Origin of the sequence: Novosphingobium sp. KA1, assembly GCF_017309955.1 — a bacterium.
In the GTDB taxonomy this organism is placed as follows: domain Bacteria; phylum Pseudomonadota; class Alphaproteobacteria; order Sphingomonadales; family Sphingomonadaceae; genus Novosphingobium.
The window spans coordinates 1,725,103-1,750,595 of record NZ_CP021248.1 but is presented as its reverse complement, the minus strand read 5'-3'; the positions used below and the strand labels follow the sequence as shown (position 1 = coordinate 1,750,595).

Genomic DNA, 25,493 nt, shown 5'->3' with positions numbered 1-25,493 from the left:
GCTGTTTCGAAAGCGGACCTTCCCGCGAGCAAAACGTGCTCGCAAGGATGGCAACCGCTAGCGCGCCCGCCCCATACGACCATTTGCGGCAAGAATTTCGCCTACCCTGTCCCGCGCCAGTTCCAGCGGGTTGGTCTCCCCCATTAGGGCAAAGCTCCCCCCTAGTGCGAAGCTGCAATGACCATGGACAGTCGCCACCAACGAACGCGCCAGACGATCAGCGCCTTCTTGCCTTTCCGGAGGGAGGATCGCGTGAACTTCGCGTGACACGACCTGCATCAGTTGGCCTCGTTCTTCGGCAAGCGGCTCGGGCAGTTCCATGCCATCAGGTAAACGGTGCCCATAGATGGCCGACCATAGGTTGGGATGGGCTGCGGCAAAACCGAAATAGCCATCGATCAGCACATCGATGCGGCCAGTGCCCGATACGCCTTCAAGCCGAGCTTCGAGCCACTGCGTCCACAATGTAAAGGTGTAGGTGTTCACCGCCATGACGAGGCCGTCGATGCTGCCATAGACGTTCATGACAGTCCCCACAGCATAGCCGACCCGCTTGGCGACTTCGCGCGCGGAGAAATGGGCCAGGCCGACCTCGCCCATTAAACGCGAGCCTTCCTTGAGGATTAGAGCTTCCAGTTCCTGGCGGGTGTGATCGGATCGACGGGCCATACCCCCCGCTAGTCTAAAAATTAGACGGCGTCTAAAATTATAATTGTACAGCGTCTAATTTAAGCTTATCCCACCTCCTCGCCACAGGGGAGTGTCGAGATGACCTCATTGCTATTTCTTGCCATCATCGTTCTTGCCGTCCTGCTCGGGGATACCCGCAAGCGGATGAGAGCGCTTGAAAGCACATTGGGGGCCGTGCCCACCCAGATTCCCTACGAAAGCCAAGAGCAGGGTGTCGTTCAAGCGGAGGCAGCTGGCGCAAGCCGCGAGGCGGACCTCTTGGCGAGGAAGGTCTCGGAACAAGCTCGCTCCCCCATCGACGATACGACCCTCGTCGTTCGCGACGTTCAAACGCCAGCCTCCTTCGAACGGCAGGACGCCCCATCCCTGTGCCCTGCTCCCGAAGAACCGGACATGCAGGAAGAGGCAGCGGGCGGTTTCAATTTCGAAGAGCTGTTCGGCCGAAAGCTGCCGATCTGGGCCGGCGGGATCACGCTCGTGGTCGCCGCCGTCTTCCTCGTGCGCTACTCGATCGATTCCGGCCTTCTCTCGCCGGTCGTACGCATAGTCCTTGGTTCGTTACTGGGCTTCGCGCTCATTGGCGGAGCCGAACTGGCGCGCCGGCGCGAAGACTTCGTGCGTGACGAACGCGTGGCGCAAGCGCTTTCCGGAGCGGGTATTGCAACGCTTTACGCCGTCACGCTGGCTGCGGCCAATCTATACGGAATGATTGGGTCGGGCGGCGCCTTTGGCGCGCTGGCCGCCATTACAGCGGGGGCTGGCGCGCTGGCCTTGCGTTTCGGCGCGCCGAGCGGGGTGCTCGCCTTGCTGGGGGGGCTGGCGGCCCCTGCGCTCATCCAGTCTCAGCAGCCCAACATTCCGCTACTGGCCGTCTACATTGCGCTGCTGTGCGGCGGTATCATGATGCTATCGCGCAGCCAGCGCTGGATGGGACTGGGCATCGCCGCACTTGTCGGCGGTGGGGGCTGGAGTTTTGCCATGATCCTAGTCGGCGCGCTCGACGCGGCATCGACTCTGGCTGTCGGTAGCCTCGTCCTCGTGCTGGGGATCGCCATGCCGATCTTCACGCCGCTCGCCGCTCGGGTCGATCGCGCACTGATACGGCTCATATCCGCATCGCTCGCCGCACTGCAGCTTGCGCTGCTGGTTGCAACGGGAGGCTTCAGCCTCTTGACCTGGGGCCTGTACGGCCTGCTCTCGCTCGGCTTTCTCTGGATGTGCCAGACTATGCCGAGCTTGCGCGCGCTAACCTTGCTCCCCTTATGCACGGCACTTGCCCTGCTGTTCTTCTGGCCCGAGCCAAAGCCTGCGGATTTCGCCGGGGTGCTCATGGGATTGATCGCCATCTATGCGAGCCATGCCCTCTGGCGCTTGCAAAAGTCGGGCACTCTAAGCGACGCTCTTGCCGTCACGGCCTTGGCACTTGTCGGCTATGGAGCCATCGAGTGGCACTTCCAGCCAGGCAACGGGTACGCCGCGCTCCTGGCTTTTGCCCTGGCCGTGCTGCCCGGCGCAGGTGCCGCCATCGTCTGGCTGCAAGCCCGCGACCCGCTCACCAAGGAAAACGCGCTCCTCATTATGACTTGCGCCTTGCTTGTCGACATGGCCATGCTCTGGCTTACCCCCGGATGGGCCAGCGTCATGGTTCATACCACAATCGCCTGTGCACTTGTTGCTCTTGGGTGGCTTTCGGGCAATCGCTGGCTGTCCTGTCAGGCCGCTCTGTTCCAGTTGGCCGGTGTGGCGGCTTTGGCCTTGACCGGGCACGCCTCCACCGAATTCACGCGCCTGATCGCCATCGAGCAGCAATCAGACATCCTCCAGGCCCTCGTGCGCTGGTGTGCGGTTACGATCTCGGGAACGGCGTTGAGCTGGTCGTTGGTCTCGCAGCGGATCGGCATCGCCGCCCAGGTCGGCACCGCCCTGTTAGCCTATGGATTTGCCGCGCAGATCGTTCCGGCGCCTTGGCTGTCAATCTGCACGGCCAGTGCCGCTCTGATCGCGAGCATGGCCATGAACAGGCGTGCGGAACTGATCCTCAGGCCCGCGTTCTGGACTTGGCTGTCGCTGAGTGCATTCTGGGGCGTCGATCCCATTGCGCACTGGATTGCCGCGACCATGGTCTCACTGACTGGCAAAACCGTTCTCCTTCCCACACTTCCCGACCTCTCATCCGCGCTGCGATTGCTGGTTGCTCCCGCTGTACTGAGCCTGTTTGCCACCGCTCCTTCGGGCAGGATACCGCAGGCTCCAGCCCACCGACTGGCTCTTCTTGGAGCCGCAGGCTGCGTACTTGCGGGCGTACATGTGCTCTACAAACACCTGTTTGCCATTTCGGACAGCGGCCAGTTCATTGCACGTGGTCTTGCCGAGCGCAGCCTGTGGGAAGCTCTGTTACTGGCAACTGGCCTGCTGGCTTGGAAGGTTACCCGGCGCCCGCTTCTCGCGACCATACCGATGGCGGCAGGTGGCGTGCACGCCTTGATCTACTCGATAGGGCTTCACAACCCGCTCTGGGCCGACCAATCCGTTGGCCCCTGGCCGATCGCGAATCTCGTGACCTGCGCCTTTGCTCTTCCCTTGTGCGCCATCCTGCTGCTGGAACGTCTTCTGCCGGGCCTCCAGAATCTTTCGGAACGCCTCAAGACGCAACTTTGTCGTGGTCTTGATTGCCTGCGTATACCGCTCCTTGTCCTTCTGGCCTATGCCAGCGTGCGTCAGATCTTCATCGGCAGTATCTTTGCAAGGGTGCCACTCGGTCCGGTCGAAAATATCGTCTGGTCGCTTCTCGCAGTGGGTCTTGCGATCAGTTTCCTCGTTTGGGGCCTTCGCAAATCCGCCCGAGACTGGCGATTGGCTTCGCTGATCCTGATGCTGGGGGCCGCCGCCAAGGTTTTCCTGCTCGATGCCGCAGGCCTCGAAGGGCTTCTTCGCATCGGATCGTTCCTTGCCCTGGGCTTCAGCCTCATCGCGATCGGATGGCTTTACAGCCGCTTCCTCAAGCCTGGGATGTGAGCCGCGTGAGACGACCCTTCTCGGCCGTTCAGGCGCCGATTTCGCGTTCCCAGGTGCGGACGTGCCGCCTTTCCTGTCGGAGCGCGTAAGCCTGGCCGGTTGCGGAATGTCGGGTTCGGAGCCGGACTGGAGAGGTAGCTGACATTCCCGGGGTCGGCTACCGACCAATCTTTGCCGTTCAGCCTGCAATTTTCGCGCACCAAGAGCGGACTGCCTGCTTACCTCGCCGTATGAGGAAGCCGGGCCAGTGGCGGAATTTGCGGTTCGGCATTGGAGTGTGGCTCTAGCCACTGGTCTGAGCCCAAGGTTCCTAGAAATTTTTAGTAGATTCCGCGCTCGTTTCTAGGCCCATGCCTGACCGTATGGCATCGTCAACTGCGTAATGGAGCCGATGCCGGACAGCGACCTATATTCTGCCCGGCCTTCGCTATTCCCGGATCGTATTGGCTGGCGGTGCCCGTGCTTAACCAAGTTTGAGCTGTGAAGCGTAACGTCGCCGCACTGCCGGGATCTCCTACGCGTCGGATGTCATGGCCGCTTCAGGAAACAGATTGCCGTGGCGGTTGCGAGCAGCTTGCGATCGGCCGATTTCAAGGTGCCCTGGGCGGTAGCCAGATTGCGCGAGATATGGACGGTCGTTCCTTCGGCCAGCAGGTCTTCGTTACGCGGCACGGGACGCAGCATCTTCACCTGCAGGTCGATGGTTCCGTAACTGGCGTCGGGCTCAAGCGACGAATGCACAGCACAGCCGGTTACGGAGTCCAGTACCGTTGCCGCGAACCCACCATGCACGCCGCCCATCGGATTGAGATGCCGGTCGTCGGCTCGAGCCGTTATTGCGACGCGCCCGAGGTCGGCGTCGGTGAAGGTCATCGGGACGGTGCTGGCCATGGCCGAGGGCGACAGTTTTCCACTCACCACGGCGCGCATCAGTTCCAGGCCGGTCATCTCGCGCAGATTCATCTTCGTTTCCTTGGTGTCAGGGCCGGACCAGAAGCGCTTCGAACACGACCTGGGTGAACTCACGAAGCGGCGCGTCGCTCTTCTCCGTGCGCATCCGCAGCAAGGCTCCTTCCCAACTGTTGAGAAGAAACTGGGCGAGCAGGGAAGCAGGCAGCCGGCAGGCGATCGTGCCCGTCTCCTGAGCCTCGGCAATGCAGGTCTCGAACAATTCGCTCCACGTCCGGAAGTGTGCTGCAAGGCTGTCGCGAATGGCGTCGCTGTGGTCCGCGATCTCGAGACTGAGGTTGCCCATAAGGCACCCGCGCACATATCCGCTTTCCCGAAACGTGTGTGTCCTCTCGTCGAAATAGTCGCGCAGCCGCTCCAGCGGCGGGACATCGCCATTTTCCAGACGTGCGCGCAGTTCGACGAGGCCACTGTCGAAGTAGTGGTCTACAACCTGCCTGCCGAACGCCTCCTTGCTCTCGAAGTGGTTGTAGAACGAGCCCTTGGGAACTTCGGCGGCATCGACGATGTCCTTAATCCCCGTCGCGGTATATCCGCCTTCATGCAGCATCCGCACACCGACACGGATGAGGTTATCGCGCGTGTTGGGATTTGGCTTGGGACCGCGCCTGACCGCTTTGGGCTGCGCTTGCATAGGGGTATCCTTGCTGCATTAAAATGACCGGTCATCTTAAATTACTACCGGTCCGCTCACTGTCAAGCACGGAGTTTCGCGAGGTCTCGGGTCCGGCCACGCAGGGCAAGCGCTTCCGAACTCCAATGGTTGGGAGGGGCGTTTGGCGGAAGGCGGCGAAGCCAGGCATGGCTGAGGCAGGCCACCCAACACTGGTTCTGGCCTTTGGTCGGAGAAGGCGCAGGAAGTTCTCATCATCCGGATCGACGGTCCACGCAGCGCAAAGCCACATTGCCGTCCCTCCCAGCCGAAGACTCCTTCCTGCTTGCATTATTCAAGACGACCGGTCATATTATAAATCGCAGGGCGCCGCCGAGTCGACTTCCGGTGGCTTCCTGCGGGTCCGTATTTCGCGTGCGACCTCCCACTCCAAAGGAATTGACGGATGTCATCACCCTCGCTTTTTACCCCGCTCCGCCTGGGTCGGTATGAACTAGACCATCGCGTCGTCATGGCGCCTCTGACTCGTATGCGCGCTGCCCCTGGCATGGTGCCCAACGAGTTTGCCGCCGAATATTACGGGCAGCGGGCGTCCGCTGGTGGATTGATCATCTCCGAGGCAACGTAGGTCGTCCCGCAGGGCCAGGGATACCCGCAGACGCCAGGCATCCATTCGCCGGAGCAGGTCGCGGGCTGGAGGAAGATCACCGATGCGGTCCATGCCAAGGGCGGGCTCATCTTCCTGCAACTCTGGCACGTCGGGCGCTCGTCGCATTCCAGCTTCCAGCCGAACGGTGAATTGCCGGTCGGGCCGTCTCCCATCGCGATCACGGATCAAATATCGCTGACGCCCGACTGGACGCAGGTCGCCTATGAAACCCCGCGTGCCCTGGAGCTACAGGAAATTCCGGGCATCATCGAAGGCTACCGAGAAGGCGCCCGCAACGCTCTGGCTGCAGGATTCGACGGCGTGGAATTGCATGGTGCCAACGGCTACCTGATCCAGCAGTTCCTGGACGACAAGTCGAACAGGCGCACCGACCTCTACGGAGGCATCATCGAGAACCGTGCGCGCCTGCTGCTCGAAGTGACCGGGGCCCTGGTCGAAGTGTGGGGCAAGGATCGCGTCGGGGTTCGACTGTCACCGTTCGGGACCTACAATGACATGGGCGACAGCAATCCGATCGGGCTTTACAGCCACGTGCTTTCGCATCTCTCCGAGCTCGACATCGCCTATGTCAGCCTCATCGAAGCCCGCGGCGATGCCGGGATGACGATTGAGACACCGCAGGCCGTCGACCAGCTTCGTCCCTTCTGGCGCAAGCCGCTCATTCTCGCCGGTGGCTTTACCGGGGCGTCTGCCGAAGAGGCCATCAGGTCAGGTCGTGCCGACGCCGTGGCGTTCGGTCGGCAGTTCATCGCCAATCCCGACTTGCCCGCTCGGCTCAAGTCGAACGCACCACTCAACGATTATGATCGATCGACTTTCTACGGCGGCGGTGCGGCCGGCTACGTCGATTACCCCTTTCTGGAAGCTGTCGTTCAGACGGATTGACCCCAGGCACGCTGGCGATGCCGAGCACCTGCGCGGATCGGCACGCCATTCTCACCGTTCCTGCACAACGTGGAGTCTTTAACATGAAAGTCGTCGTTTTGGCCGCAACGGGCCAGGCTGGACGTACGGTCCTAAGCGAACTCATCAGTCGCGGGCATGAGGTCATTGCAGTCGCACGTAACCCTGACAGGCTTCCGAGCAGCATCCAGTCCGTTCGTGATGACCTCGGCAGCGCCGCTCGTATCGCGCAGATCATCGCGGGGGCCGACGCCGTCGTGAGCGCCTATGGTCCTCCCAAGGACGACAAGCGCTTCTTTTCAGATGAATCCTACACGGACATCCTCGCCGTCATGGCAGAGCGGTTCGTCGAGGCGGTTCGCACTGCGGGTGTCCCCCGGTTGATTTTCGTCGGCGGCGCCGGATCTCTCGAATTTTCACCCGGAGTGACAGTGCTCGATTCCGGCCATTGGCCCGAGATCCTGTTCCCGATCGCAAAGTCGCACATGAAGGCATTTGCGGCGCTGCGGGCCTCAGGCATCAATTGGACCTATTTCAGCCCGCCGATGCTGATCGAGCCTGGCGTGCGCACCGGCAAATTCCGTCTCGGCGGTGATGCGGCTATCTTCGACGAGAGCGGCAAGAGCTGGGTTTCGTTCGAGGACTACGCCGTGGCTCTCGTGGATGAGCTTGAAAGCCCGGCCCATGAGCGAGCGCGCTTCACAATCGGCTATTGAATACAGTCGCCTCTTCCCGATCAGCATGAGAAGGCCGCACCAACTGGTCCGATCACCTTGGTTGGATAGCTGCGGGATTTCAGGGCGGCGGGAGGTCGCTCAGGTGACAGGGGCGGCGCGGAAAGACGTGTCCGCCCCGGTTGCCTCGGCATGCACGAACCAAAGCTTCAGTCAGCATTGGAAGGCATGAATGACGGGAAGGGGCGGGAAACGAAAATATCTTGCCGTCGCGCCACACGTCTTATGGCAGCCCGCCACCGTGGCGTGACTCACTGTTCGGCGCGAGCGTGGACGAGCGAGCCCAACCGAAACTGAACGGCTGCCCCCTCCCGGTCGCTTCGGCCATCGGGAGGGGGAGAGGGTCAATCGATCACTTCGCCGTTCTGCGGGCCTGGGTAGCGCGAGAGCCAGTAGGCATACTGTTCCGGCAGCAGTGAAGAGGCCTTGGGAATGCCGAGCTCGCGTGCCGCGCGGAAGGGATAGTGCGGATCGGCCAAGTGCGCGCGGCCGATCATGGCGAGATCCATCTGCCCCTCGGCAATGGCGCGCTCGGCATCGGCAGGCACGTCCATGCCCCAGGCCGTCGCCACGGGAAGTCCGGTCTCGCGGCGTACGCGCTCGGCGATCGGCGCCATGAAGGCGGGAGCCCAGGGAACTTTGGCCTCGATGGTCGAGAAGCCCATCGAGACGTTCAGGAAATCGAGCCCTGCCTCGCGCATGCGGTTCACCAGCGCGATCGATTCGACCAGCGTCTCTTCGTCGCGCCCGTCGAATTCGAGAACGCCAAAACGCGCGGTGAGAGGCAGGTTCTCCGGCCAGACCTCGCGCACTGCCTGAAGCGTCTCGAGGAGAAAGCGTCCGCGGTTCTCGGCGCTGCCACCATACTGATCGGTGCGGGTGTTGGCGTGGATCGAGAAGAAGCTCTGCGCGAGGTAGCCGTGCGCGAAGTGCAGTTCGAGCCACTCGAAGCCGGCATCGAGCGCGCGCCGCGCGGCCGAGACGAAGTCCGCCGTGACGCGGGCGATGTCGGCCAGCGTCATTTCGCGGGGCACCTTGGGAAGTCCGCCGCCGAAGGCGAGGGGGGAGGGCGAGATGGTCGGCCAGCCGCCGGACGCCTCGTCGTCGATGTGGTCGTCGCCTTCCCAGGGGCGGTTGGCGCTAGCCTTGCGTCCGGCGTGACCGATCTGGATCCCGGGGACGGCACCGGCCTTGCGGATGGCTGCGGCGATCGCGGCCATGCCGGGAACCTGCGCATCGTTCCACAGGCCGGTGCAGCCCGGTGTGATCCGGCCTTCGGGCGAGACGCCGGTGGCCTCGACGATGACGAGCCCCGCGCCGCCCCGGGCAATGCCGGTGTAGTGCGCGAGGTGCCAGTCGGTGGTCACGCCTTCGACGGCGGAATACTGGCACATCGGCGGCACCGCGATGCGGTTGCGCAAGGTGACGTCCTTGAGCGTGTAGGGGGAGAAAAGTGCGGACATATGACTTCCGATTTTGGGAATGGGGAGCAGGTTCAGCCGATGGCCTCGAGCACCAGTTGTGCGACGCGGCTCGACGAAGCCGGATTCTGGCCGGTCACGAGCTTGCCGTCGCGGACCGCGTGGGGTTCGAAATCGGGGCCGCTTTCGTAGAGCGCGCCAAGGTCGCGAAGTCGCGTCTCGAGCAGGAAGGGCACCGCCTGGGTCAGGCCTGCGGCCTCTTCCTCGCTGTTCGTGAAGGCGCTGACCTTGCGTCCTGCAACGAGCGGGGTGCCGTCGGGGCTACGCGCATTCACGAAGCCCGCCGGTCCGTGGCAGACCGCGGCGACGACCTTGCCCGCCGCGAAGGCACTGGTCAGCAGTTCGGCCAGAGCGGTGCTCTCGGGCAGGTCCCACATGGTGCCGTGGCCTCCCGGCAGGAAGACGGCATCGTAGGGCGCTGCGGACAGGTCCTCGAGCTTCAGCGAATGGCCCAGCTTGTGCTGCGAAACTTGGTCATCGAAGAAGCGCACCACGCTCTCGGGACGGTCCTGCTCGGCCATGGAGTTGGGATCAATCGGCACCGCGCCGCCGCCGATCGACGCTAGATCAACTTCTGCTCCGGCATCGATGAAGGCGTAGTAGGGCGTCGTCAGTTCTTCCAGCCAGACCCCGGTGGTGTGACCGGTCTCGCCGATCCGGGCGTGCGAAGTGAGAACGATCAGAATCTTCATGAGCTCTTCTCCTTCAGGACCTTGCTGCACGAGCCGCGCCGACAAGACCGTCGAGCCAGTCCTGGTGTCCATTGATCATCGGGTTAGGCTTGGCATTGGCCAGCGTCTTTGCAGGCTCTCCATTCTGGGTTTCCTGCGTGAGGATGCGCAGGCGCCCTGCGGACAGTTCCTCGATTAGCCAGGCATGGTGCACGTCGAGCCGGTCTGCGCCTTCGCCCGACCAGCCATGCCATGCGATCCGCGCCGGCTGGCCTTCGACAGGAGGGACGCATTCAACGACTTGTGCGTCGACCGGAAAGCCGAAGGTCTTGAAGAAGAACGTGTCGCCCTGGGCGAGTTCCGGGCCCTTGCCCGCGGTGAGTGCGATGTCCGAGCTATTGGCGTAGTACGAGGGCCAGCGTCCGGCTTCAGCCAGAAACGGCCAGACATCGGCCACCGAAAGGCCGGTGACGATGACCTCGTTGGAGCAGAAATTGTCGGTGAAGCCGGGCACGTAGCCTTCCGGCCAGAGAATGTCGCCCATGGGAACTCCTGTGTCGGTTGGGGGGAACTTGACGCAGCGAGATATAGGAGGGCACGTGATATAAGAAAAATCAGGAATCGGGATTATCGGCATCATGCTCAGTGATATTAGGTCGCTTGACCTCAACCTCCTGAAAGCGCTCGATGCGCTCATCGAGACGCGCTCGGTCACGCGGGCGGCCGAGCGGCTCGGGCTGACCCAGCCCGCTGTCAGCGGAATGCTCACGCGCCTGCGCGAAGCTTTTCAGGACCCGCTCTTCATCCGTGCCCAGCGCGGCATGCTGCCCACACCGCGCGCCGAGGCGCTCGCCGGACGGCTCAAGGCCGCATTGCGCGAGATCGAGGTCCTGCTCCAGCCGGACGTTTTCGATCCGGCGAGCGCGGAAATGACGATCAGCATCGCTGCCACCGACTATGCCCAGCGTGTTGTCATCCTGCCGTTCCTGACCGCGCTGCGACGCATCGCGCCGGGTGTCCGTGTGTCGATCCGCCCGGTCGACATGGCCGCGATGGCAACCGACATGGAACAGGGACACCTCGACTTCGCGCTGATCACGCCCGAGATGGCGCCCGAGCACCTGCGTGCGCGGCGATTGTTCGAGGAACGCTATGTCTGCGTCATGCGTCAGGGCCACCCGGCGGCCCGCGCGCCGCTCGATCTCGATGCCTTTTGTGCGCTCGACCACGCGCTCATGTCGCATGACGGAACGCAGTTCCACGGCGCTACCGATCGCGCACTCGACGCGCTGGCTCGGCGCCGCCGGGTCGTGCTCTCGGCACCCAACTTCAGCTTCGTGCTAGACCTGATCCGCAATTCGGACACCTGTTCGCTTCTCCCCGAGCGCCTTGTCCGCGGACTGGAGAGTCTGTGCTTGCGCGATCCGCCGCTCGAGGTTCCCGGCTTCTCGAAGATACTTGTCTGGCACGAGCGTTCGCATCACGCGCCAGCTATGGCCTGGCTTCGCGAGCGACTAGCGACATCCTGCATCTGACCAAGGATTGGTGCCCTGGCCCTTGCTCGGTGTGTATCGAGCGGCGACCATCGGGTCCTGCCCAGCGCCCCTTCACGCCTGCATTCGTATCGTGTTCGTGCCGATCACTTGGCCGTCTCGCCCATTGCCATGCTTTTGCCTGTCCATGCAGTCGTCACGATTGGAAGACTTGGATACGGGAGAAGCAGCAAAGTGTCGATGGAGCAGTGCCGCGGTCGAGCAGGAGAACATGCGACCTGGCTGGCCATTGCGTTAGTCCTTCTGCCGTGCGGCGCACGGGCGCAAGTTGCGGCTCCCGAACCAGTGCCGCCACGACCCGTGGAGATGCTCATTGGCGAATTTGCCGGCACCGGCCTCGTCGGCGAGATGAACAGCAGCGAGACCTACGGTGCGGTCCAGGCACGCATGGGGCAGTACCGCGCCCATGCCAATGCCGAAGCCAACGGGGCGGATCTTTCGGACTTGCGCGACCGTGCGCAGGCCCTCGTGGTGCCTGCGCACGTGACTTTTGCGTTGCCGGGCGACGGGCGCTCGTTCGTCAAGCTCGGCGGTGCGGCCATCTATTCGCGCAGCGACGAAAGCCGGCCCGCCAACATCGACAGTGACGGTTACAACGGCCTCGCGGAATACTTGCGCCGCATCGGCGATCACCAGCTCGTCGGGCTGGGCATAGTGGCGGAGACGGCAGCGGTCACTTTCCGGGAGTCGCATGGAACGCTGGACAGCAACGGCGTGGGATTGCGGGTAGACTACGTGAATCGCCTCGATGCACATACAGGACTTGCGGTGCGCGCGCAGGCGCTCGAGGGCGAAAGCACGGCCCAGATTCCGCTCGGCAATGGCATAACGATCCGCTCTCGAGAGCAATGGCGCCGCTATTACACCGAGGCGCGGCTCCTGGAGACGTACGATCATTCTGCGCTGTCCTGGGTTCCCCCGGGCTGGTTCGTTCGCCCGGCATTGGGGCTGGCCTATCAGGCGACACGCGGACGCGGTGAAAGCCCGGCGAAGGACGAGAACTACGGCTTCATCCAAGGTACGGTGCGTCTTGAGCGGCTTGAGCGGCGAAACTGGCGGCTTGCGCCTTACGTCGAGACAGGCTTGATCCAGCAATTCGTGCAGGACATCGCGCGCAAAGGCGATGATTCCTCGATCTTCTATGCCAAGCTCGGAGGCTCGACGAACCTGGCCGGCCACGGACGGTTTGATTTCTACTATGCGCGGCGCGAAGGCCTTGCCGGGCGCTATCGCCAGCAGACCATGAATCTGCTCGTGAGCGTCAATTTCTGAACGGGTGCGCAATTGCACGGCGCCGAACCGCGCGTGCAAGTACGGGACCAGGAGAAGGGACGGGATATGGCAATGAAGACGAAGGCTCGCGCGATGACCGGCCTGACGCTCGGTGGCGTGTTGCTCGCGCTCGGGGGCTGCGCGCATCCGCAAGGCGCGGTGCCCGCGCGCGGCGAGATGATCGCCTACGTGGGAACGCAAGCCGACGGACCCGGGCAAGGCATCGTCGCGCTCGAACTCGATCCTCGCACGGGCACGCTCGGCGCGCCGGTGCTGGCGGCGGAGGCCGACCACCCGACCTGGGTGCTTGTCGATGCCGCCCGCCACCGCCTCTTCACGGTGAGCGAGGTCGGCAAGCCGGGCGAAGTGGACGGCACGCTGGCGAGCTATGGATATGACCCGGCAAGCGGTGCGCTGAGCCTGCTGGGGCGCGGCGGTTCGGGCGGGGCAGGGCCGACGCACCTTGCGCTTTCGCCTGATGGCGGCACGCTCTTTGTCGCCAACTATTCGAGCGGGATCGTCGCCTCGAGCGCGATCGGTGCAGGTGGCGCGCCGGGCGCCACGCCGGTGATCGTGCTGCAACACATCGGCAGCGGTCCGAGCCCGCGCCAGAAGGGGCCGCACGCGCACGGCGTCACGCTCGATCCGAGCGGGCGTTTCCTGCTCGCGGCCGATCTCGGCACCGACAAGGTCTATCTCTACCACTTCGATGACGCGCGCCACACGCTGGAGCCGGCCGCCGAGCCCTTCGTCATGCTGCCACCGGGTTCGGGACCGCGCCATGCCGTATTCGCTCCCGACGGGCGCCACGTCTTCGTGCTAACTGAAATGGAGGGAGCGATCCACAGCTTTGCCTGGGATGCGCGCAAGGGACGGCTGCGCGAAGTCTCTCGCGTGGCGCTCGACGCGCCTGACTTCGCCGGCCGCCGCAGTGGATCCGAGCTCGCTGTCTCGCGCGACGGGCGCTTCCTCTATGCGGGCAATCGCGGTGCCAACACCCTCCAGGTCTATGCGGTGGACCGTAATGGCGCATTGACGCCGGTTCAGGTGATCGACTGCGGCGGCAGGACGCCCTGGGGTTTTTCGCTCGCGCCCGACGGACGCTGGCTCATGGTCGCGAATCAGGGTGGCAACGGGGAGGGCGCACAGGGCAATGTCGCGCTCTTCGTGGTTGACCCAGCCTCTGGCCGTCTTACCGACAGCGGTACACGCATGCCAGTGTACAAGCCCAGTTCGGTCGCGTTCATCGAAGAGGCTGTTCCATGACCGATCCCGCCTTCCGCCCGGTGCTCTACCTCAAGCAGAGCTGCCCGCATTGTCTCAAGCTGCAGATATTTCTGCTCGAGGCAGGCGTGCTCGACCGTTTCGACCAGCGCCTGTTCTGTGAAGGCGACGACAACGAGGCCCCGATCCGCGCGGAACTGGCGCCGCACTTCGAGAAGGTGACGTTCCCCGCAGCGGAAGTCGCGCCGGGCGCGTTCATGCGCGAATCCGGCGACATCATCGCGCTCTATGCGCGCGAGTGGGGCATCGATGCGGCGGCATTGCCGATCTATGCGGCCTACGCGGATTCGGTGCTGCCGCGTTATCTCGAGGCACGGCGCGAGCTCGCCCGCATCAAGGCCGAAGGCTGAGCGCCGCCTTCGTCCCTTGGGGCACATCCCAAGCCGCCACCGCAGACAACAAAAAATGGCCGGAAAGTCTGCTGGGACTTTCCGGCCTTGTTCATGGTCGTGCCGCTCTCGTTCAGAAGTCGAAGCCGGCGGTCACGCCATATGTGCGCGGCGCGGCGTAAGTGCCGTTGTCGCCGCTGTTGGTGGCGCCGATCTGGCTCCAGTAGAAGGCGTTGGTCAGGTTCTTGCCCCAGAGGCGGACGTACAGGTTGTCGTTCGACGCGTGCCAGGTGAGCGAGGCGTCGAGCGTGTTGTAGGCCTTCTGCTTCACGCGCTCGTCGGGCGAGCCGACGTAGCCGTCGTTGTAGTAGTAGTTGCCCGTCGCGGTGAACTTTCCGATCGCGGTGTGGATGTCCCAGGAGGCGCCGAGGCTGGCGGTGAAGCTGGGGGTGTTCTGCAGCCGGTTGCCCGTGGCGCTGCCGATCAGCAGGCAGTTTCCGCCCAGCTGCGCGAAGGGATTGCCGAAAGTGCCGAGGCACGACTGGCCGGTCGGGATCGTGAATCCCGAAGGCAGCGGGAACGGCGTCGAGATCACCGCGCTGTCGAAGTCGGTGTAGCGCGCATGGGTCCAGTTGGCGCCGCCGAAGAGCCTGAGGTCGCTTGTCACGCGCCAGGTGAGGTCGGCGTCGAGGCCGTAGATCTCGGCGGCATTGGCATTGTAGACCGTCTGCGCGCCCGAGATCACCTGCATGACCTGGATGTTCTTCTCGTCGTAGTAGTAGGCCGAGAGGTTCAGCCGCACCTTGCGGTCGAACAGGTCGGACTTGATGCCGACTTCATAGGCATCGACCTGCTCGGGCTTGAGCAGCACGATCGGGTCCGACTGGGTGATGTAGGTGCCGCCGCGGAAGCCCCGGTTGTAGCTCGCATAGGCGAGCAGCTCGCTCGAGAAGCGGTGGTCGAGCGAGAGGCGCCAGGTGAGGCGGTTGAAGCGGTGGCTCTGCGAAGGGATGGTGACCACGGTGGTCAGCCCGGCGGGTGGGACATTGCCGTTGAAGTTGGTGACCGTGGCATCGAGCGAGCGCTTGTCGGTGGTGTAGCGCAGGCCTGCGGTGAGGTTGGTCGAGGCGCCCAGCGCATAAGTGCCTTCCGCGAAGGCGGCCAGCGAGTCCAGCGTCACGGTGTTGTCGGCCTGCGAATAGCCGTTGTTGCCGTAAGTGAAGATGCCGGTGGTGCGCGAGGCGTCGTTGCCCGCCTTGCCGTGCATGTAGAACCCGCCGAGCACCCACTTGAACGGGCCGCCGTCCTTCGAGACGAGGTTCAGCTCCTGCGTGAACTGACGGTCGAACTGGTGGTTGTCGACGATGATGCGCGGCGCGGTGGTGCCGTCGGGGTCGAAGTTGTAGCTGAACTTCGAGTTGCGGTAGGCGGTGATGCTCTTGAGCGAGGCGAAGCCGAGGTCCTGTTCGCCGGTGAGGCTGGTGCCCCAGGCGCGGGTCGACATGCTGGGGTCGATGTCGGCAAGGATGTCGCGATGCGGATCGCCGCCCATGGCCCGGATCGCGGCGGGAACGTCGATGCCCAGTGCGTTTCCGGCGATGTTGCGGAACGCGGGCGCGGCGCCGCTGCGGCCGTTGATGTCGGCGGAGAGCAGCACCTTCGTGGCGTCCGAGGGCTCCCAGAGCAGCTTGGCGCGGCCGCCCCACGACTTCGAGGTCTGGATGTCGTTGCCGGTGTAGAGGTTGGTGCCGAAGCCGTTCTGCTGGTTGTCGTACTGGCCCGAGAGGCTCACCGCGACGGTGTCGGTAACGCCGCCGGTGACGAAGGCCGCCGAATGGAGCGTGTCGTAGTTGCCGTAGCCGAGTTCGGCCTTGCCCTTCCATTCGAAACTGGGGGCAAGCGTGGTCATCTGGATCAGGCCGCCGGTGGCGTTGCGGCCGAACAGCGTGCCCTGCGGCCCCTTGAGCACGGCCACCTGTTCGGTGTCGAACATCGACTGGAGGATGCCGAAGGAGGCGCCGTAGTAGACCCCGTCGACATAGACCGCGACCGGGTTCTCGATGCCGGGCCCTTGTCCGGTGGCGCCAATGCCGCGGATGCGCGGCAGCCCGATGCCGCCGGTGCCGGTGGTGATGTTGAGCGAGGGCACGGTTGCCTTGAGGTCGACGGTGCTCTGGATGCCGGCGCCCTGGAGCTGGTCGCCGCTCAGCGCCGTGATCGCGATAGGCACGTCCTGCGAGGACTGGTCGCGCTTCTGCGCGGTGACGATGATCTCCTCGACGCCGCCCCCGGTGGTGCTTGCCTGGGCCGGGCCGGTGCCATCCTGTGCGAAAGCGGCGAGCGGCTGGCCCAGTGCCAGCGCGGCCCCGGCGAGCAGGAGCGGGCGCACCGCGTGGCGGGCGCTGCGGTGGCTGCCAGGGTGGATGCCGGTCGGCGGCGCGGTTCGGTCTGCGCGAATGGATGTCGGTTTCATGATTTCCTCCCCGTCGTCCGCGGTGCTGATCGCGGACGACTTGCTTGTTCCCGCACCGGCCTTCGTGCCCGGCATGAACGGCGGCGGCGCAAGCCTGCGCCGAGCATCCATGGCTGTCTTGCAGCTGCCTCGTTCCTTTCGTGTAAGCGGCAAGATCGCCGGGGCGGATATAGGCACTTGCCCAAGGCCGATAACTTTGACGACGGTGCCCGTGCAAAGCCCCGGAGGCTCGCCTAATGCGGTTTCAGGCACGGGAACACGGACCTTGGCGCGAAGAATGCGCGAGGTTCGCAGGAACGCTTGTCGCTCCGTGAGGCATGGTGCCCGGCCCCCGCCCGGTCCCCGGTCCCGGCGCGTCGGGGGGCTCGAGGGCCCCGAGAGGAATTGCAGGGAGAGCATGAAGTGAAGCGCAGAGATTTCCTGGCCGCCGTTCCGGCCTCGGTGCTGCTCAGCCAGGTCGGCATCGCCCGGCCCGTACCGAGCAAGAAGGGCGTGATGATGATGAATCGCATCGCGCCTTCGGTCTCGGAGGTCTTCGTCGCGGGCCTCGACGGCAGCGGCGAGCGCAAGGTCCTCAGCCAGAGCACTTACGATTACAACGCCCGCCTCTCGCGCGATGGCGCGCGGCTGGTGTTCACCTCCGAGCGCCTTGGCGACGGCAATTCCAGCCTCTTCGTCGCCAAGGGCGACGGCACTGGCATCAAGGCCGTGGCCGACGGGTCCAGCATGGACGATGCCGCCGCGCTTTCGCCCGATGGCAAGTGGCTGGCCTGGGTCTCCACCCGCAATGGCTACAAGGCCAATATCTGGGTCATGGAGATCGCCACGGGCAAGACGCGCCAGCTCACCGGCTTCGGCGAGGTCAAGGGCGATCCCGATAGCCCCGACTGCTATTTCCGCCCCGCATGGTCGCCCGACGGCCAGTGGATCGCCTTCTCGAGCGACCGCAACACCTCGTGGCGCGGCCACGACGAGGGCCATGGCTGGGAGCACACGCAGGAACTGGCGATCTACCGGATCCGCCCCGACGGCACCGGCTTTGCCAAGGTCGCCTCGCGCCGGAACTGGTCGCAGGGCTCGCCCTCGTGGTCTCCCGACGGCAAGCGCATCGTGTTCTACGAACTCACCACCGAGGCCACCTGGGGCGCGCGCCGTCCCGAATGGATCGGCCGCGTGGAATCGCAGATCGTCTCGGTCGACGTCGAGACCGGCGCAAGGATCGAGCACACCAGCGGTGCCTGGCTCAAGGTCTCGCCGCAATACCTGAGCGACGACGAGATCGGCTACGTCGTCAAGGGCGGGCCCGAGGAGGGGCTGGCCTATACCTCGGGGCGCGCGGGCTTCAGGCGCAAGGGGCTGCGCTCGCCGCACTGGACCGCGGACGGCAAGTCCGTGATCTACGAGGTGCAGGATTTCCGCCCGGTCCGCCCGCTCGACAAGCCGCTCTACTCGTGGGACGCGGATTACGAATACCGCTTCATGGACGTGTTCCCGCTGCTCTCGCGGCAGGGCATGATGTGCTTCACCGAGAAGCAGACGGGCAATTCCTCGATCGTTACCTGCCGTCCCGACGGCTCGCAGCGGCGCGTGGTCTATGACAACGCGAAGTCCGGGCTCAATCCGGCCATGGTCCAGAAGGGCCTCGCGGGCGCCTTCCAGCCCTGCTGGTCACCCGATGGCGAGTGGCTGGCCTTCGGCATCGGCACCTGGTTCGCCGAGCGCTCCTACGCCAAGGCGGTGGTGGCGCGCGTGCGCAAGGACGGCAGCGATCTCGAGATCCTGACCGACGGCACCGTGCACTCGGGCTTCCCGAGCTTCTCGAAGGACGGCAGGGAACTGGTGTTCCGCGTCTGGGGCCAGAGCGAGGAACGGGGCCTCAGGATCATGAACCTCGAGACCCGGCAGGTCCGCGTGCTCACCGAGGAACTCGACAACCTGCCCGGCTGGTCGCCCGACGGCGAACGCATCGTCTTCACCCGCAAGGTGGGCGGCACCACCTTCCAGATCTGCACCATCCGCCCCGACGGCAGCGATTTCCAGATGCTCACCCATGGCAAGGAAAGCGATGGCCACGCGGTCTGGGCACCCGACGGGCGCATCATGTGGTCGGGCTCGGCGCATGGCTTCCGCGACGAGGCTGCGCTCTATGACAACACCTTCCAGCAATATGGCCAGATCTACGTGATGAACTTCGACGGCTCGAACAAGCGCCTGCTGACCGACAGCAAGTGGGAGGATTCGATGCCGCTCTACATCGACAAGTCGCTGCTGACCTGAACCGCTCTCTCCCCCACCCTTGACGGGACGGGACAACCTCGAGGGGAGGGTGCCATGGCGGCGTCCTCCCCTTCCTTTGTGTTGGGGGAGGGGGAGGGGCTGTCGCGTTGCCATGTCCGCGGCTTCTGCTACCCCGCTGAAGGTGCCGGGACACGATCCCGGCCAGAGGGGGAGAGGTACCGATGCCGATGAACCGCAGGGAAGTGCTCGGCCAGGGGCTTTGGGCGGGGCTTGCGGCGGGATTGGCGGCCACGGCATCGCCGCTGCTTGCCCGCGCGCCCGACAGCTATCCCGCGCCCGATCGCGAACTCATGGTGCCGGTCGAGGGCGGGCGCATCTACGTGCGCGTCAATGGCCGCCTCGACGGGCCGCTCGCACCGCTGGTCGCCATCCACGGTGGCCCCGGCGGCAACCACGCGGCATTCCTCGACCTCCTCGCGCTGGCCGGCGAGCGTGCGGTGATCCTCTACGACCAGCTCGACTGCGGGCTGTCGGATCGCCCCGGTTCACCCGCGAACTGGCGGGTCGGGCGTTTCGTCGACGAGGTCGAGGCCGTGCGCCGCGCGCTCGGCATCGCGCGCTGGCACGTGCTCGGGCAGAGCTGGGGCGGCACCGTGGCGCTCGAACATGGCGCACGCCGTCCGCAGGGCCTCGCCAGCCTGATCCTCGCCAGCCCGCTGGTCTCGACGCGCAGCTGGATCGCCGATGCGGCGGTGTTGCGCCGCCAGCTGGCGCCCGGCGTGCAGAAGACACTCGATGCCTGCGATCCGCCCGCGCCGATCACCCCCGCCTGCGAACAGGCGACCGAGGTGTTCTATGCGAACTTCCTCAGCCGCGAGCCGCGATCCGAGGGGTATCGGGCCTATCTCGCCGCGCACCCCGCGCTCAGGATGAACGCGGAGCTCTACAATGCCATGTGGGGATCGAGCGAATTCGTCTCGACCGGGACCTTGCGGACCTACGACGGCGAACCGCTGCTGGCCCGGCTCGACGGGCCGCGCACGCTCTTCGCCACCGGCCAGTACGACGAGGCGCGCCCGGCGACGCTCGGATCCTTCGCCCAGCGCGTCAAGGGCGCCGAATTCGCGGTCGTGCCGGGCGGCGGACATGCCTTCATCTCGGATCGCCCCGATGAGGCGCTGGGGATCATCCGGCCCTGGCTGGCGCGGAATGAGAGCTAGTTGATTGAAAGGACAAGGGAATGATTTCGAGGGGTATAGCCCCTCGAGCTCCCAAGACCGTCTGCGTCACGCTTCGCCTATTCGTTGCGCGCTCGGTGCGAGGAAGTGTTTATTGCCTGCGGCGCAGTCCTCGCGCTCGGCTGACGGTGCCGCAAACTTGACGTGTACGGGGGCAAGGGGTGTTGGACCCCTTGGGTCAAACCCTTTAAGAGACTTTCTTGATCATTCCTCCGATACCCCGCCGCGCGCCTTCCGATGCCCGCTCAACTCCGCCCCCGCATCGCGCGGCAGCGCGAGGTTTGGGATCAGCGCCAGGAGCGAGACCGCGCAGACCGCCCAGATCGCGCTGCGGAAGTCCGAGAATTCGGGGAGGGTATGGCCGTAGGTGCGCATGGCGAGGCCCAGCATCGAGGCGCCCGCGCAGATACCGAGTGAGAGCGAGAGTTGCTGGAAGGTCGCGTAGAAGCTCGTCGCGCGGCTCATGCATTCGGGGCTGACGTCGGCATAGGCGATCGTATTGTAGGCGGTGAAGAGAAGCGAAGCCAGGAAGCCACAGGCCGCGAGCAGTCCGAAGATCGCGGGCAGCGGCCAGTCGGGGCCGATGAAGCCGGCGAGGGCATAGGTCAGCGGCAAGAGCACGCCCGCCATGGCGAGCGTGGCGCGAAAGCCGAAGCGCCTGAGCACGCGCCGGGCGACACCCTTCATCGTGAACGAGCCGAGTGCGGTCGCGAGCGTCACCCCACCGCTTGCCGCCGCGCTGAGGCCGAAGGCGAACTGCAGCAGCATCGGCATCAGGAAGGGCATCGCGCCCTGCGTCACGCGGATCAGTCCGCCGCCGAGTATCGAGAGGCGGAAGGTGGCGATGCGCAGCAGGGTGATGTCCAGCAGGGGATGGGCCGTGCGCCTTGCATGCACAAGGTAGGCGGCAAGCGCGACAAGCCCGCCGCACAGGAGCGCGAGGGCGAGACCAATATGCGTCGAGCGCCCAGCAAGCTGGAGCCCGAAGATCAGCGGTGCCAGCGTCAGCGCGCAGAGGAGGAAGCCCAGGCGGTCGAAGGGACGCGGTGTGGCGATGCCCTCGTCGGAGATGTGCCGTCCGACCATGAGCATGCCGACCAGCCCCGTCGGCACGTTGATCCAGAAGATCCAGTGCCAGTCGAGTAGCGTCACGATGGCGCCGCCCACGGGCGGGCCGATGATGGGACCGATCATGGCGGGCATCGTCAGCCAGGCCATCGCGGCGACCAACTCGTGCTTCTCGACCGAGCGCAGCAGCACCAGGCGGCCCACCGGCACCATCATGGCGCCTCCGATCCCCTGCACGAAGCGCGCGGCGACGAGCGCGGAAAGCGTCGGCGCGAAGCCGCAGAGTACCGAGCCGCCGACGAAGAGGCCGATCGCGGCCTGAAAGGTGCGGCGCCCGCCGAAGCGGTCGGCCACCGGACCCGAGGCGGGGATGAACACCGCAAGCGCGAGCAGGTACCCGGTGAGCGCGAGGCTCATCTCGGCGGGCGGCACTGCGAACTCGCGCGCCATGGTCGGCAGCGCGGTCGCGAGCACCGTCGCATCGAGGTTCTGCATGAAGAGCGCGGCCGCGACGATCAGCGCGGTGCGGCGATAGCTGCCGGTGGATTGCGGGGAGGACACGTCAGCCCCTAAGCGCGTTCTCGAGGAAGGGCACCAGTTCGCGCCAGTGGTGTTCGGCCTCGGCGGGATCGTGGACGGCGGTATCGCGTGGCACCCAGCCGTGCCGCGCGGGAAAGGTCTCGATGCGGTGGTCGAGCCTGGCCGCCTCGAAGGCGGCGACGAGCAGCCCTTTCTGTTCCTCGGTGAAGTTCGCGTCCTCAATGGCGCCCGCGATGTAGACGCGGGCTTTGATGCGATCGGCGAGGAGGTGGGGGCTACCCGGCTTCTCGGTCGCAAGGCCCCCGCCATGGAAGCTGGCGATAGCGCCGATGCACTCGGGGAAAGTGGCCGCCGCGATCAGCGCGAGCCTACCGCCCATGCAGTAGCCGACGACGCCGAGGGGGCCGGGAGCGGCCTCGGGTACGGTTTCGATGGCAGCGAGGAGCGCTTGCGTATCGGCCATCGCGTTCGCGGGCGTGGCACTCGCCATGAGCGTCTCGCGGTGGCGCGTACGCAGTTCGGGGTCGGTAAAGACGACCATCGGGTCCACCGGAGCATAGTGGCCGGCGCGGTGGAAGAGGTCGGGCAGGAACACCGCGAAGCTATGGGACGAAAGCCGCGCGGCGATCTCCTGCACGGCAGGGCGGATGCCGGGACCATCCATGTAGAGAATGACGGGGGGGAAGGGGCCCGGTGCGTCGCCTTCGGGCAGGTGAAGCGTGACGGGCAGTGTGCCGTCCATAGAGTGAAGGTTCAGTTCACGGGTTCGGGTCATGCAGGGCGTCTCCTGTGTCGCTGGCTGACGGGAGACGCCTTGGGCGTCTGGCACGCATGCGCGGTGATCGGTCTTCGGCCCGGACCGATAGGAACGCGCGCCTGCCTCGCTTCCCTCAGCCCGCCTGGCGCAGCCGGGGCGGCGGGGCGTTGACGTGGGCGCGGATCGCCTCGACGAAGGCCGATTGCACGGGCGTTGGCATCCAGTCCTCGCGCGTGGTGATGCCGATCGCGGGCACCGGTTCGATGGCGCCGAAGTGCAGCGTGCGCAAGCCTTCCTCGTGGGTTAGCTCGAAGGTGGTCATCAAGGTCAGCCGGTTGGAACGCTTGAGCAGGTGACGGATGATCGGTACGGCGCACGTTGCGACATGCGTCTGGGGGCCCCGCGTGCCCTCGAACAGGCGATCGAAGCAGGCGCGGCGGCTGGAGCCGGGGGTGCCGGTAATCCAGTCGTAGGCCATGAGTTCCTCGAGAGTGACCTTGCCCGCACGCATCAAGGGGTGCCCGGCACGCGCGACGACCGCATAGGGCGTCGCCACCAGCGGCTCGCATACGAGACCGGGCGCCACGTCCTCGGGCAGCAGGCCGACCACGAAGTCAACCTCGCCCGCGCGCAGGCACTTGGTCATCTCGACCGCGCTTTCGTTCATGATGCGGATGTCTGCGCTCGGGCAGTTCTCGAGGAATTGATCGAGCACCGAGGCAAGCAGCACGCTGCCGCCGAAGGGCATGGCCCCGATCACCACCGGGGTGCTGCTGCCGTCAAGCGCGGCATCGACTTCGGCGACGCCCCATTCGATCTCCTGAAGTGCCAGCTTGACCATCTGCCCGAGGCGGATGCCGAGGGGGCTGACGAGCATGCCAGCCGCGGTGCGGTAGAACAGCGAGACGCGCAGGTTCCCCTGGAGGTCGCGCGCCGCGCGCTGGAGCGAGGCGGCGGAGATCGCGAAGCTTTCGCTCGCGGCTTCGAACGAGCCGTGCTCCATGACGCCCACCAGCGTTCGCAACTGCGATCGGGTGAGGCGGTTGACCAGGGCCCGTGCGCTCTCGGCGTTGACGGCGGCGCCGATCTCGACTGCGGCGCGCTCGACCTGCTCGAAGAAGCGCTTCACGCGGGCGTGAAAGACGAGGCCGAGCTCGTTGAGGTAGCTGCCGCTGGCGCGCCGGTCGACGAGCGTGGCTCCGAGCTGCGCTTCCATCTTTGCGAGCGCCTGCGTGACGGCGGGTTGCGACAGGCTGCAGGCTTCCGAGGCACGGCGGACCGACTTGAGATCGCCGATGGCCTCGAACAGGCGCAATTGGCGAAAGCTCAGGCTCTGCGCGCGATCACTTGCGCAGGCTTTCGGCTCCTTCCCGGCATCGACTTTGCCCGGGGGCGCTGGCGACGGGGCTGGCGCGGTTTCGGGGTGACTCGTTTCGGTCATCATTCGGTCCTCTCTGGAAGGACGGGTAGCGCGAAATTTATCGGTTGGGCAATGTCCGGAGCTATCACGGAGAACTTCGCAGCTGCAGCGCGGAGGACGCCGGGGTCCGTGCTATGGTTGTGAAATGCATCATGCTAAATGGCGTATTTGCTGCATGTTAGCCTCAAAATTCCACTCCCGCATCGGCGCGGCGATTGTCGCGGACTTGCGACTGGCAGCACGCGGAACCTATTGGGTACGGCGCTGGATTTATATCGCCAGGGGCGCGTTTCCTATCACGATCGGTTGCAGGGTTGGCGCGGGGGCGCGATAAACCTGCGTGTCTACCGAAAGGGCTTCGATAAATTGTGCGCTCCCGCCGACCGGTTCGCATGTGGGGTGCGTTGACTTGGCCAGGGCCTGCGCGCTTTTCGCGGGCAACCGGCAGCGCACCCTTGCCACGGGCGCGTCGAGCCGTTTTCCTGCATAGTCCCGAGGGAGAGCACCTTGAGCCAGAAAGTCCGCCTGAAGCTGGCGATCGCCGACCATCCGCACACTGCCGCCATCCGCGACGGCAGCATCGCGATCGAGGGCGTCGAGGCCGAGTTCGTCACCGTCAAGCCGCAGATCGGCGCGTTCCGCCGGATGGTCCGCGATCTCGAATTCGACGTCTGTGAACTCGCGCCCACCACTTACATCATCGCACGCGCCTACGATCGCCCGTTCACCGCGCTGCCGATCTTCGTGGTGCGCCGCTTCCACCACGGCGGCATGCTGGTGAAGCCCGATTCCGGCATCAATACGCCCAAGGATCTCGAGGGCCGGAACGTGGGCGTGCGCGCCTATTCGGTGACGACCGGCGTGTGGATCCGGCAGGTATTCATCGACGAATACGGCATGGACAACGACAAGGTCACCTGGATCGTCGACGACGAGGAGCACGTGACCCAGCTCAAGCTGCCCGCCAATGTCCAGCATGCGCCCGAGGGCCGCTCGCTCGCCGAGATGATGGCCGCCGACGAGATCCAGGCCGGCGTCGAGGCCGCTGCCGGCATCGGCCGCACCGGCGCGCCGACCGGAGGCTGGCAGGAAGTCGACACCAGCATGTATGTCGATCTCATCCCCAACGCCGCCGAGGCCGAGGCCGAATACTACGCGCGCACCGGCGTCTATCCGATGCACGGCACCATCGTCGTCAAGGACGAGATCCTCGAGGCACACCCCTGGATCGCCCGCTCGCTCAACGACGCCTTCACCCGCGCCAAGGACGAATGGCTGGCAAAGCTGAACTCGGGCGAGGCCACCGGCAAGCAGGCGGACAAGTACCGCGCGCTCCAGAAGATTGTCGGCCCCGATCCGCTGCCTTACGGCATCGAGGAAAACCGCGCGACCATCGAGGCGCTCGAACAGACCGCGTTCAAGCAGGGCCTGACCCCGCGCCGCATGTCGATGGAAGAGCTCTTCGTCGATCCGTCGAAGGCGCCGGTGCGGGTCTGATCGGGGCGGACGCAAGGAAGGAAGACAAAAGGGAAGTTTCGAGGGCCATCGCCTTCGAGCTCCCTGAATTGTCTGCAT

Annotated in this window: 19 protein-coding genes and 1 pseudogene; 10 read left to right on the top strand and 10 right to left on the bottom strand. The window is 65.1% G+C overall.

The features are described 5' to 3' along the window. Window positions 1-57: 57 nt before the first annotated feature. Window positions 58-669 (bottom strand): TetR/AcrR family transcriptional regulator, encoded by a 612-nt coding sequence (locus tag CA833_RS25265; protein WP_207080618.1) that lies wholly within the window; start codon window positions 667-669, stop codon window positions 58-60. Window positions 670-768: 99 nt separating this feature from the next. On the opposite strand from CA833_RS25265, the gene CA833_RS25260 reads away from it, so the two are divergent. Further along, window positions 769-3,705, top strand: a complete 2,937-nt coding sequence (locus CA833_RS25260; protein ID WP_207080617.1) for a DUF2339 domain-containing protein — start codon at window positions 769-771, stop codon at window positions 3,703-3,705. A gap of 528 nt (window positions 3,706-4,233) precedes the next feature. On the opposite strand, the gene CA833_RS25255 is transcribed toward CA833_RS25260, so the two are convergent. Continuing rightward, complete coding sequence (locus CA833_RS25255; RefSeq protein WP_207080616.1) at window positions 4,234-4,668, bottom strand: PaaI family thioesterase; 435 nt, start codon at window positions 4,666-4,668, stop codon at window positions 4,234-4,236. A 16-nt stretch (window positions 4,669-4,684) separates the two neighbouring features. Further along, a complete protein-coding gene (locus tag CA833_RS25250; protein WP_207080615.1) occupies window positions 4,685-5,308 on the bottom strand; it encodes a TetR/AcrR family transcriptional regulator in 624 nt (207 codons plus the stop codon). Between the two features lie 424 nt (window positions 5,309-5,732). Here CA833_RS25250 and CA833_RS25245 point away from each other — a divergent pair. After that, window positions 5,733-6,842, top strand: a pseudogene (locus CA833_RS25245) (alkene reductase). A gap of 83 nt (window positions 6,843-6,925) precedes the next feature. After that, window positions 6,926-7,576, top strand: coding sequence for an NAD(P)-dependent oxidoreductase (locus CA833_RS25240; protein ID WP_207080614.1), 651 nt, complete (start codon window positions 6,926-6,928; stop codon window positions 7,574-7,576). A 362-nt stretch (window positions 7,577-7,938) separates the two neighbouring features. Here the strand turns inward: CA833_RS25240 and CA833_RS25235 are convergent, their stop codons facing one another. The 3 genes from CA833_RS25235 to CA833_RS25225 are packed head-to-tail and all read right to left on the bottom strand — an operon-like array spanning window position 7,939 to window position 10,290. Further along, the gene (locus CA833_RS25235) at window positions 7,939-9,057 is read right to left on the bottom strand and encodes an NADH:flavin oxidoreductase/NADH oxidase (protein ID WP_207080613.1); all 1,119 of its coding nucleotides are present in this window, start codon (window positions 9,055-9,057) and stop codon (window positions 7,939-7,941) included. A gap of 32 nt (window positions 9,058-9,089) precedes the next feature. After that, complete coding sequence (locus tag CA833_RS25230) at window positions 9,090-9,767, bottom strand: type 1 glutamine amidotransferase domain-containing protein (RefSeq protein ID WP_207080612.1); 678 nt, start codon at window positions 9,765-9,767, stop codon at window positions 9,090-9,092. A 13-nt stretch (window positions 9,768-9,780) separates the two neighbouring features. After that, window positions 9,781-10,290 carry an SRPBCC domain-containing protein gene (locus tag CA833_RS25225; RefSeq protein WP_207080611.1) on the bottom strand — a complete coding sequence of 170 codons (510 nt, stop codon included), beginning with the start codon at window positions 10,288-10,290 and terminating at the stop codon, window positions 9,781-9,783. Between the two features lie 94 nt (window positions 10,291-10,384). Between CA833_RS25225 and CA833_RS25220 the strand changes: the two genes are divergently transcribed. The 4 genes from CA833_RS25220 to CA833_RS25205 all read left to right on the top strand — a co-directional run bounded on the left by CA833_RS25220 (window position 10,385) and on the right by CA833_RS25205 (window position 14,205). Beyond that, window positions 10,385-11,281 carry a LysR family transcriptional regulator gene (locus CA833_RS25220; RefSeq protein WP_207080610.1) on the top strand — a complete coding sequence of 299 codons (897 nt, stop codon included), beginning with the start codon at window positions 10,385-10,387 and terminating at the stop codon, window positions 11,279-11,281. A 108-nt stretch (window positions 11,282-11,389) separates the two neighbouring features. Next, window positions 11,390-12,571 carry a hypothetical protein gene (locus tag CA833_RS25215; protein ID WP_207080609.1) on the top strand — a complete coding sequence of 394 codons (1,182 nt, stop codon included), beginning with the start codon at window positions 11,390-11,392 and terminating at the stop codon, window positions 12,569-12,571. 72 nt (window positions 12,572-12,643) lie between these two features. Further along, window positions 12,644-13,837 carry a lactonase family protein gene (locus CA833_RS25210; RefSeq protein WP_207080608.1) on the top strand — a complete coding sequence of 398 codons (1,194 nt, stop codon included), beginning with the start codon at window positions 12,644-12,646 and terminating at the stop codon, window positions 13,835-13,837. After that, window positions 13,834-14,205 carry a hypothetical protein gene (locus CA833_RS25205; protein WP_207080607.1) on the top strand — a complete coding sequence of 124 codons (372 nt, stop codon included), beginning with the start codon at window positions 13,834-13,836 and terminating at the stop codon, window positions 14,203-14,205. The genes CA833_RS25210 and CA833_RS25205 overlap by 4 nt, the downstream gene beginning before the upstream one ends. 112 nt (window positions 14,206-14,317) lie before the next feature. On the opposite strand, the gene CA833_RS25200 is transcribed toward CA833_RS25205, so the two are convergent. Further along, window positions 14,318-16,657 carry a TonB-dependent receptor gene (locus CA833_RS25200; RefSeq protein WP_207080606.1) on the bottom strand — a complete coding sequence of 780 codons (2,340 nt, stop codon included), beginning with the start codon at window positions 16,655-16,657 and terminating at the stop codon, window positions 14,318-14,320. Window positions 16,658-17,059: 402 nt separating this feature from the next. Between CA833_RS25200 and CA833_RS25195 the strand changes: the two genes are divergently transcribed. Together CA833_RS25195 and CA833_RS25190 are read left to right on the top strand one after the other, a co-directional pair. Then, window positions 17,060-18,934, top strand: coding sequence for a hypothetical protein (locus CA833_RS25195; protein ID WP_242526507.1), 1,875 nt, complete (start codon window positions 17,060-17,062; stop codon window positions 18,932-18,934). A gap of 182 nt (window positions 18,935-19,116) precedes the next feature. Beyond that, on the top strand, window positions 19,117-20,115 hold the full coding sequence (locus CA833_RS25190) for a proline iminopeptidase-family hydrolase (RefSeq protein ID WP_242526506.1): 999 nt from the start codon (window positions 19,117-19,119) through the stop codon (window positions 20,113-20,115). 222 nt (window positions 20,116-20,337) lie between these two features. Here the strand turns inward: CA833_RS25190 and CA833_RS25185 are convergent, their stop codons facing one another. The 3 genes from CA833_RS25185 to CA833_RS25175 form a co-directional block, all read right to left on the bottom strand. Then, window positions 20,338-21,762: an MFS transporter gene (locus CA833_RS25185; protein WP_207080604.1), complete on the bottom strand. Its 1,425-nt coding sequence runs from the start codon at window positions 21,760-21,762 to the stop codon at window positions 20,338-20,340. A gap of 1 nt (window position 21,763) precedes the next feature. Beyond that, window positions 21,764-22,516 (bottom strand): dienelactone hydrolase family protein, encoded by a 753-nt coding sequence (locus CA833_RS25180; RefSeq protein ID WP_207080603.1) that lies wholly within the window; start codon window positions 22,514-22,516, stop codon window positions 21,764-21,766. Window positions 22,517-22,631: 115 nt separating this feature from the next. Beyond that, the gene (locus CA833_RS25175) at window positions 22,632-23,942 is read right to left on the bottom strand and encodes a LysR family transcriptional regulator (RefSeq protein ID WP_207080602.1); all 1,311 of its coding nucleotides are present in this window, start codon (window positions 23,940-23,942) and stop codon (window positions 22,632-22,634) included. A 483-nt stretch (window positions 23,943-24,425) separates the two neighbouring features. On the opposite strand from CA833_RS25175, the gene CA833_RS25170 reads away from it, so the two are divergent. Beyond that, window positions 24,426-25,415 carry a PhnD/SsuA/transferrin family substrate-binding protein gene (locus CA833_RS25170; protein WP_207080601.1) on the top strand — a complete coding sequence of 330 codons (990 nt, stop codon included), beginning with the start codon at window positions 24,426-24,428 and terminating at the stop codon, window positions 25,413-25,415. The last annotated feature ends 78 nt before the right edge of the window (window positions 25,416-25,493 follow it).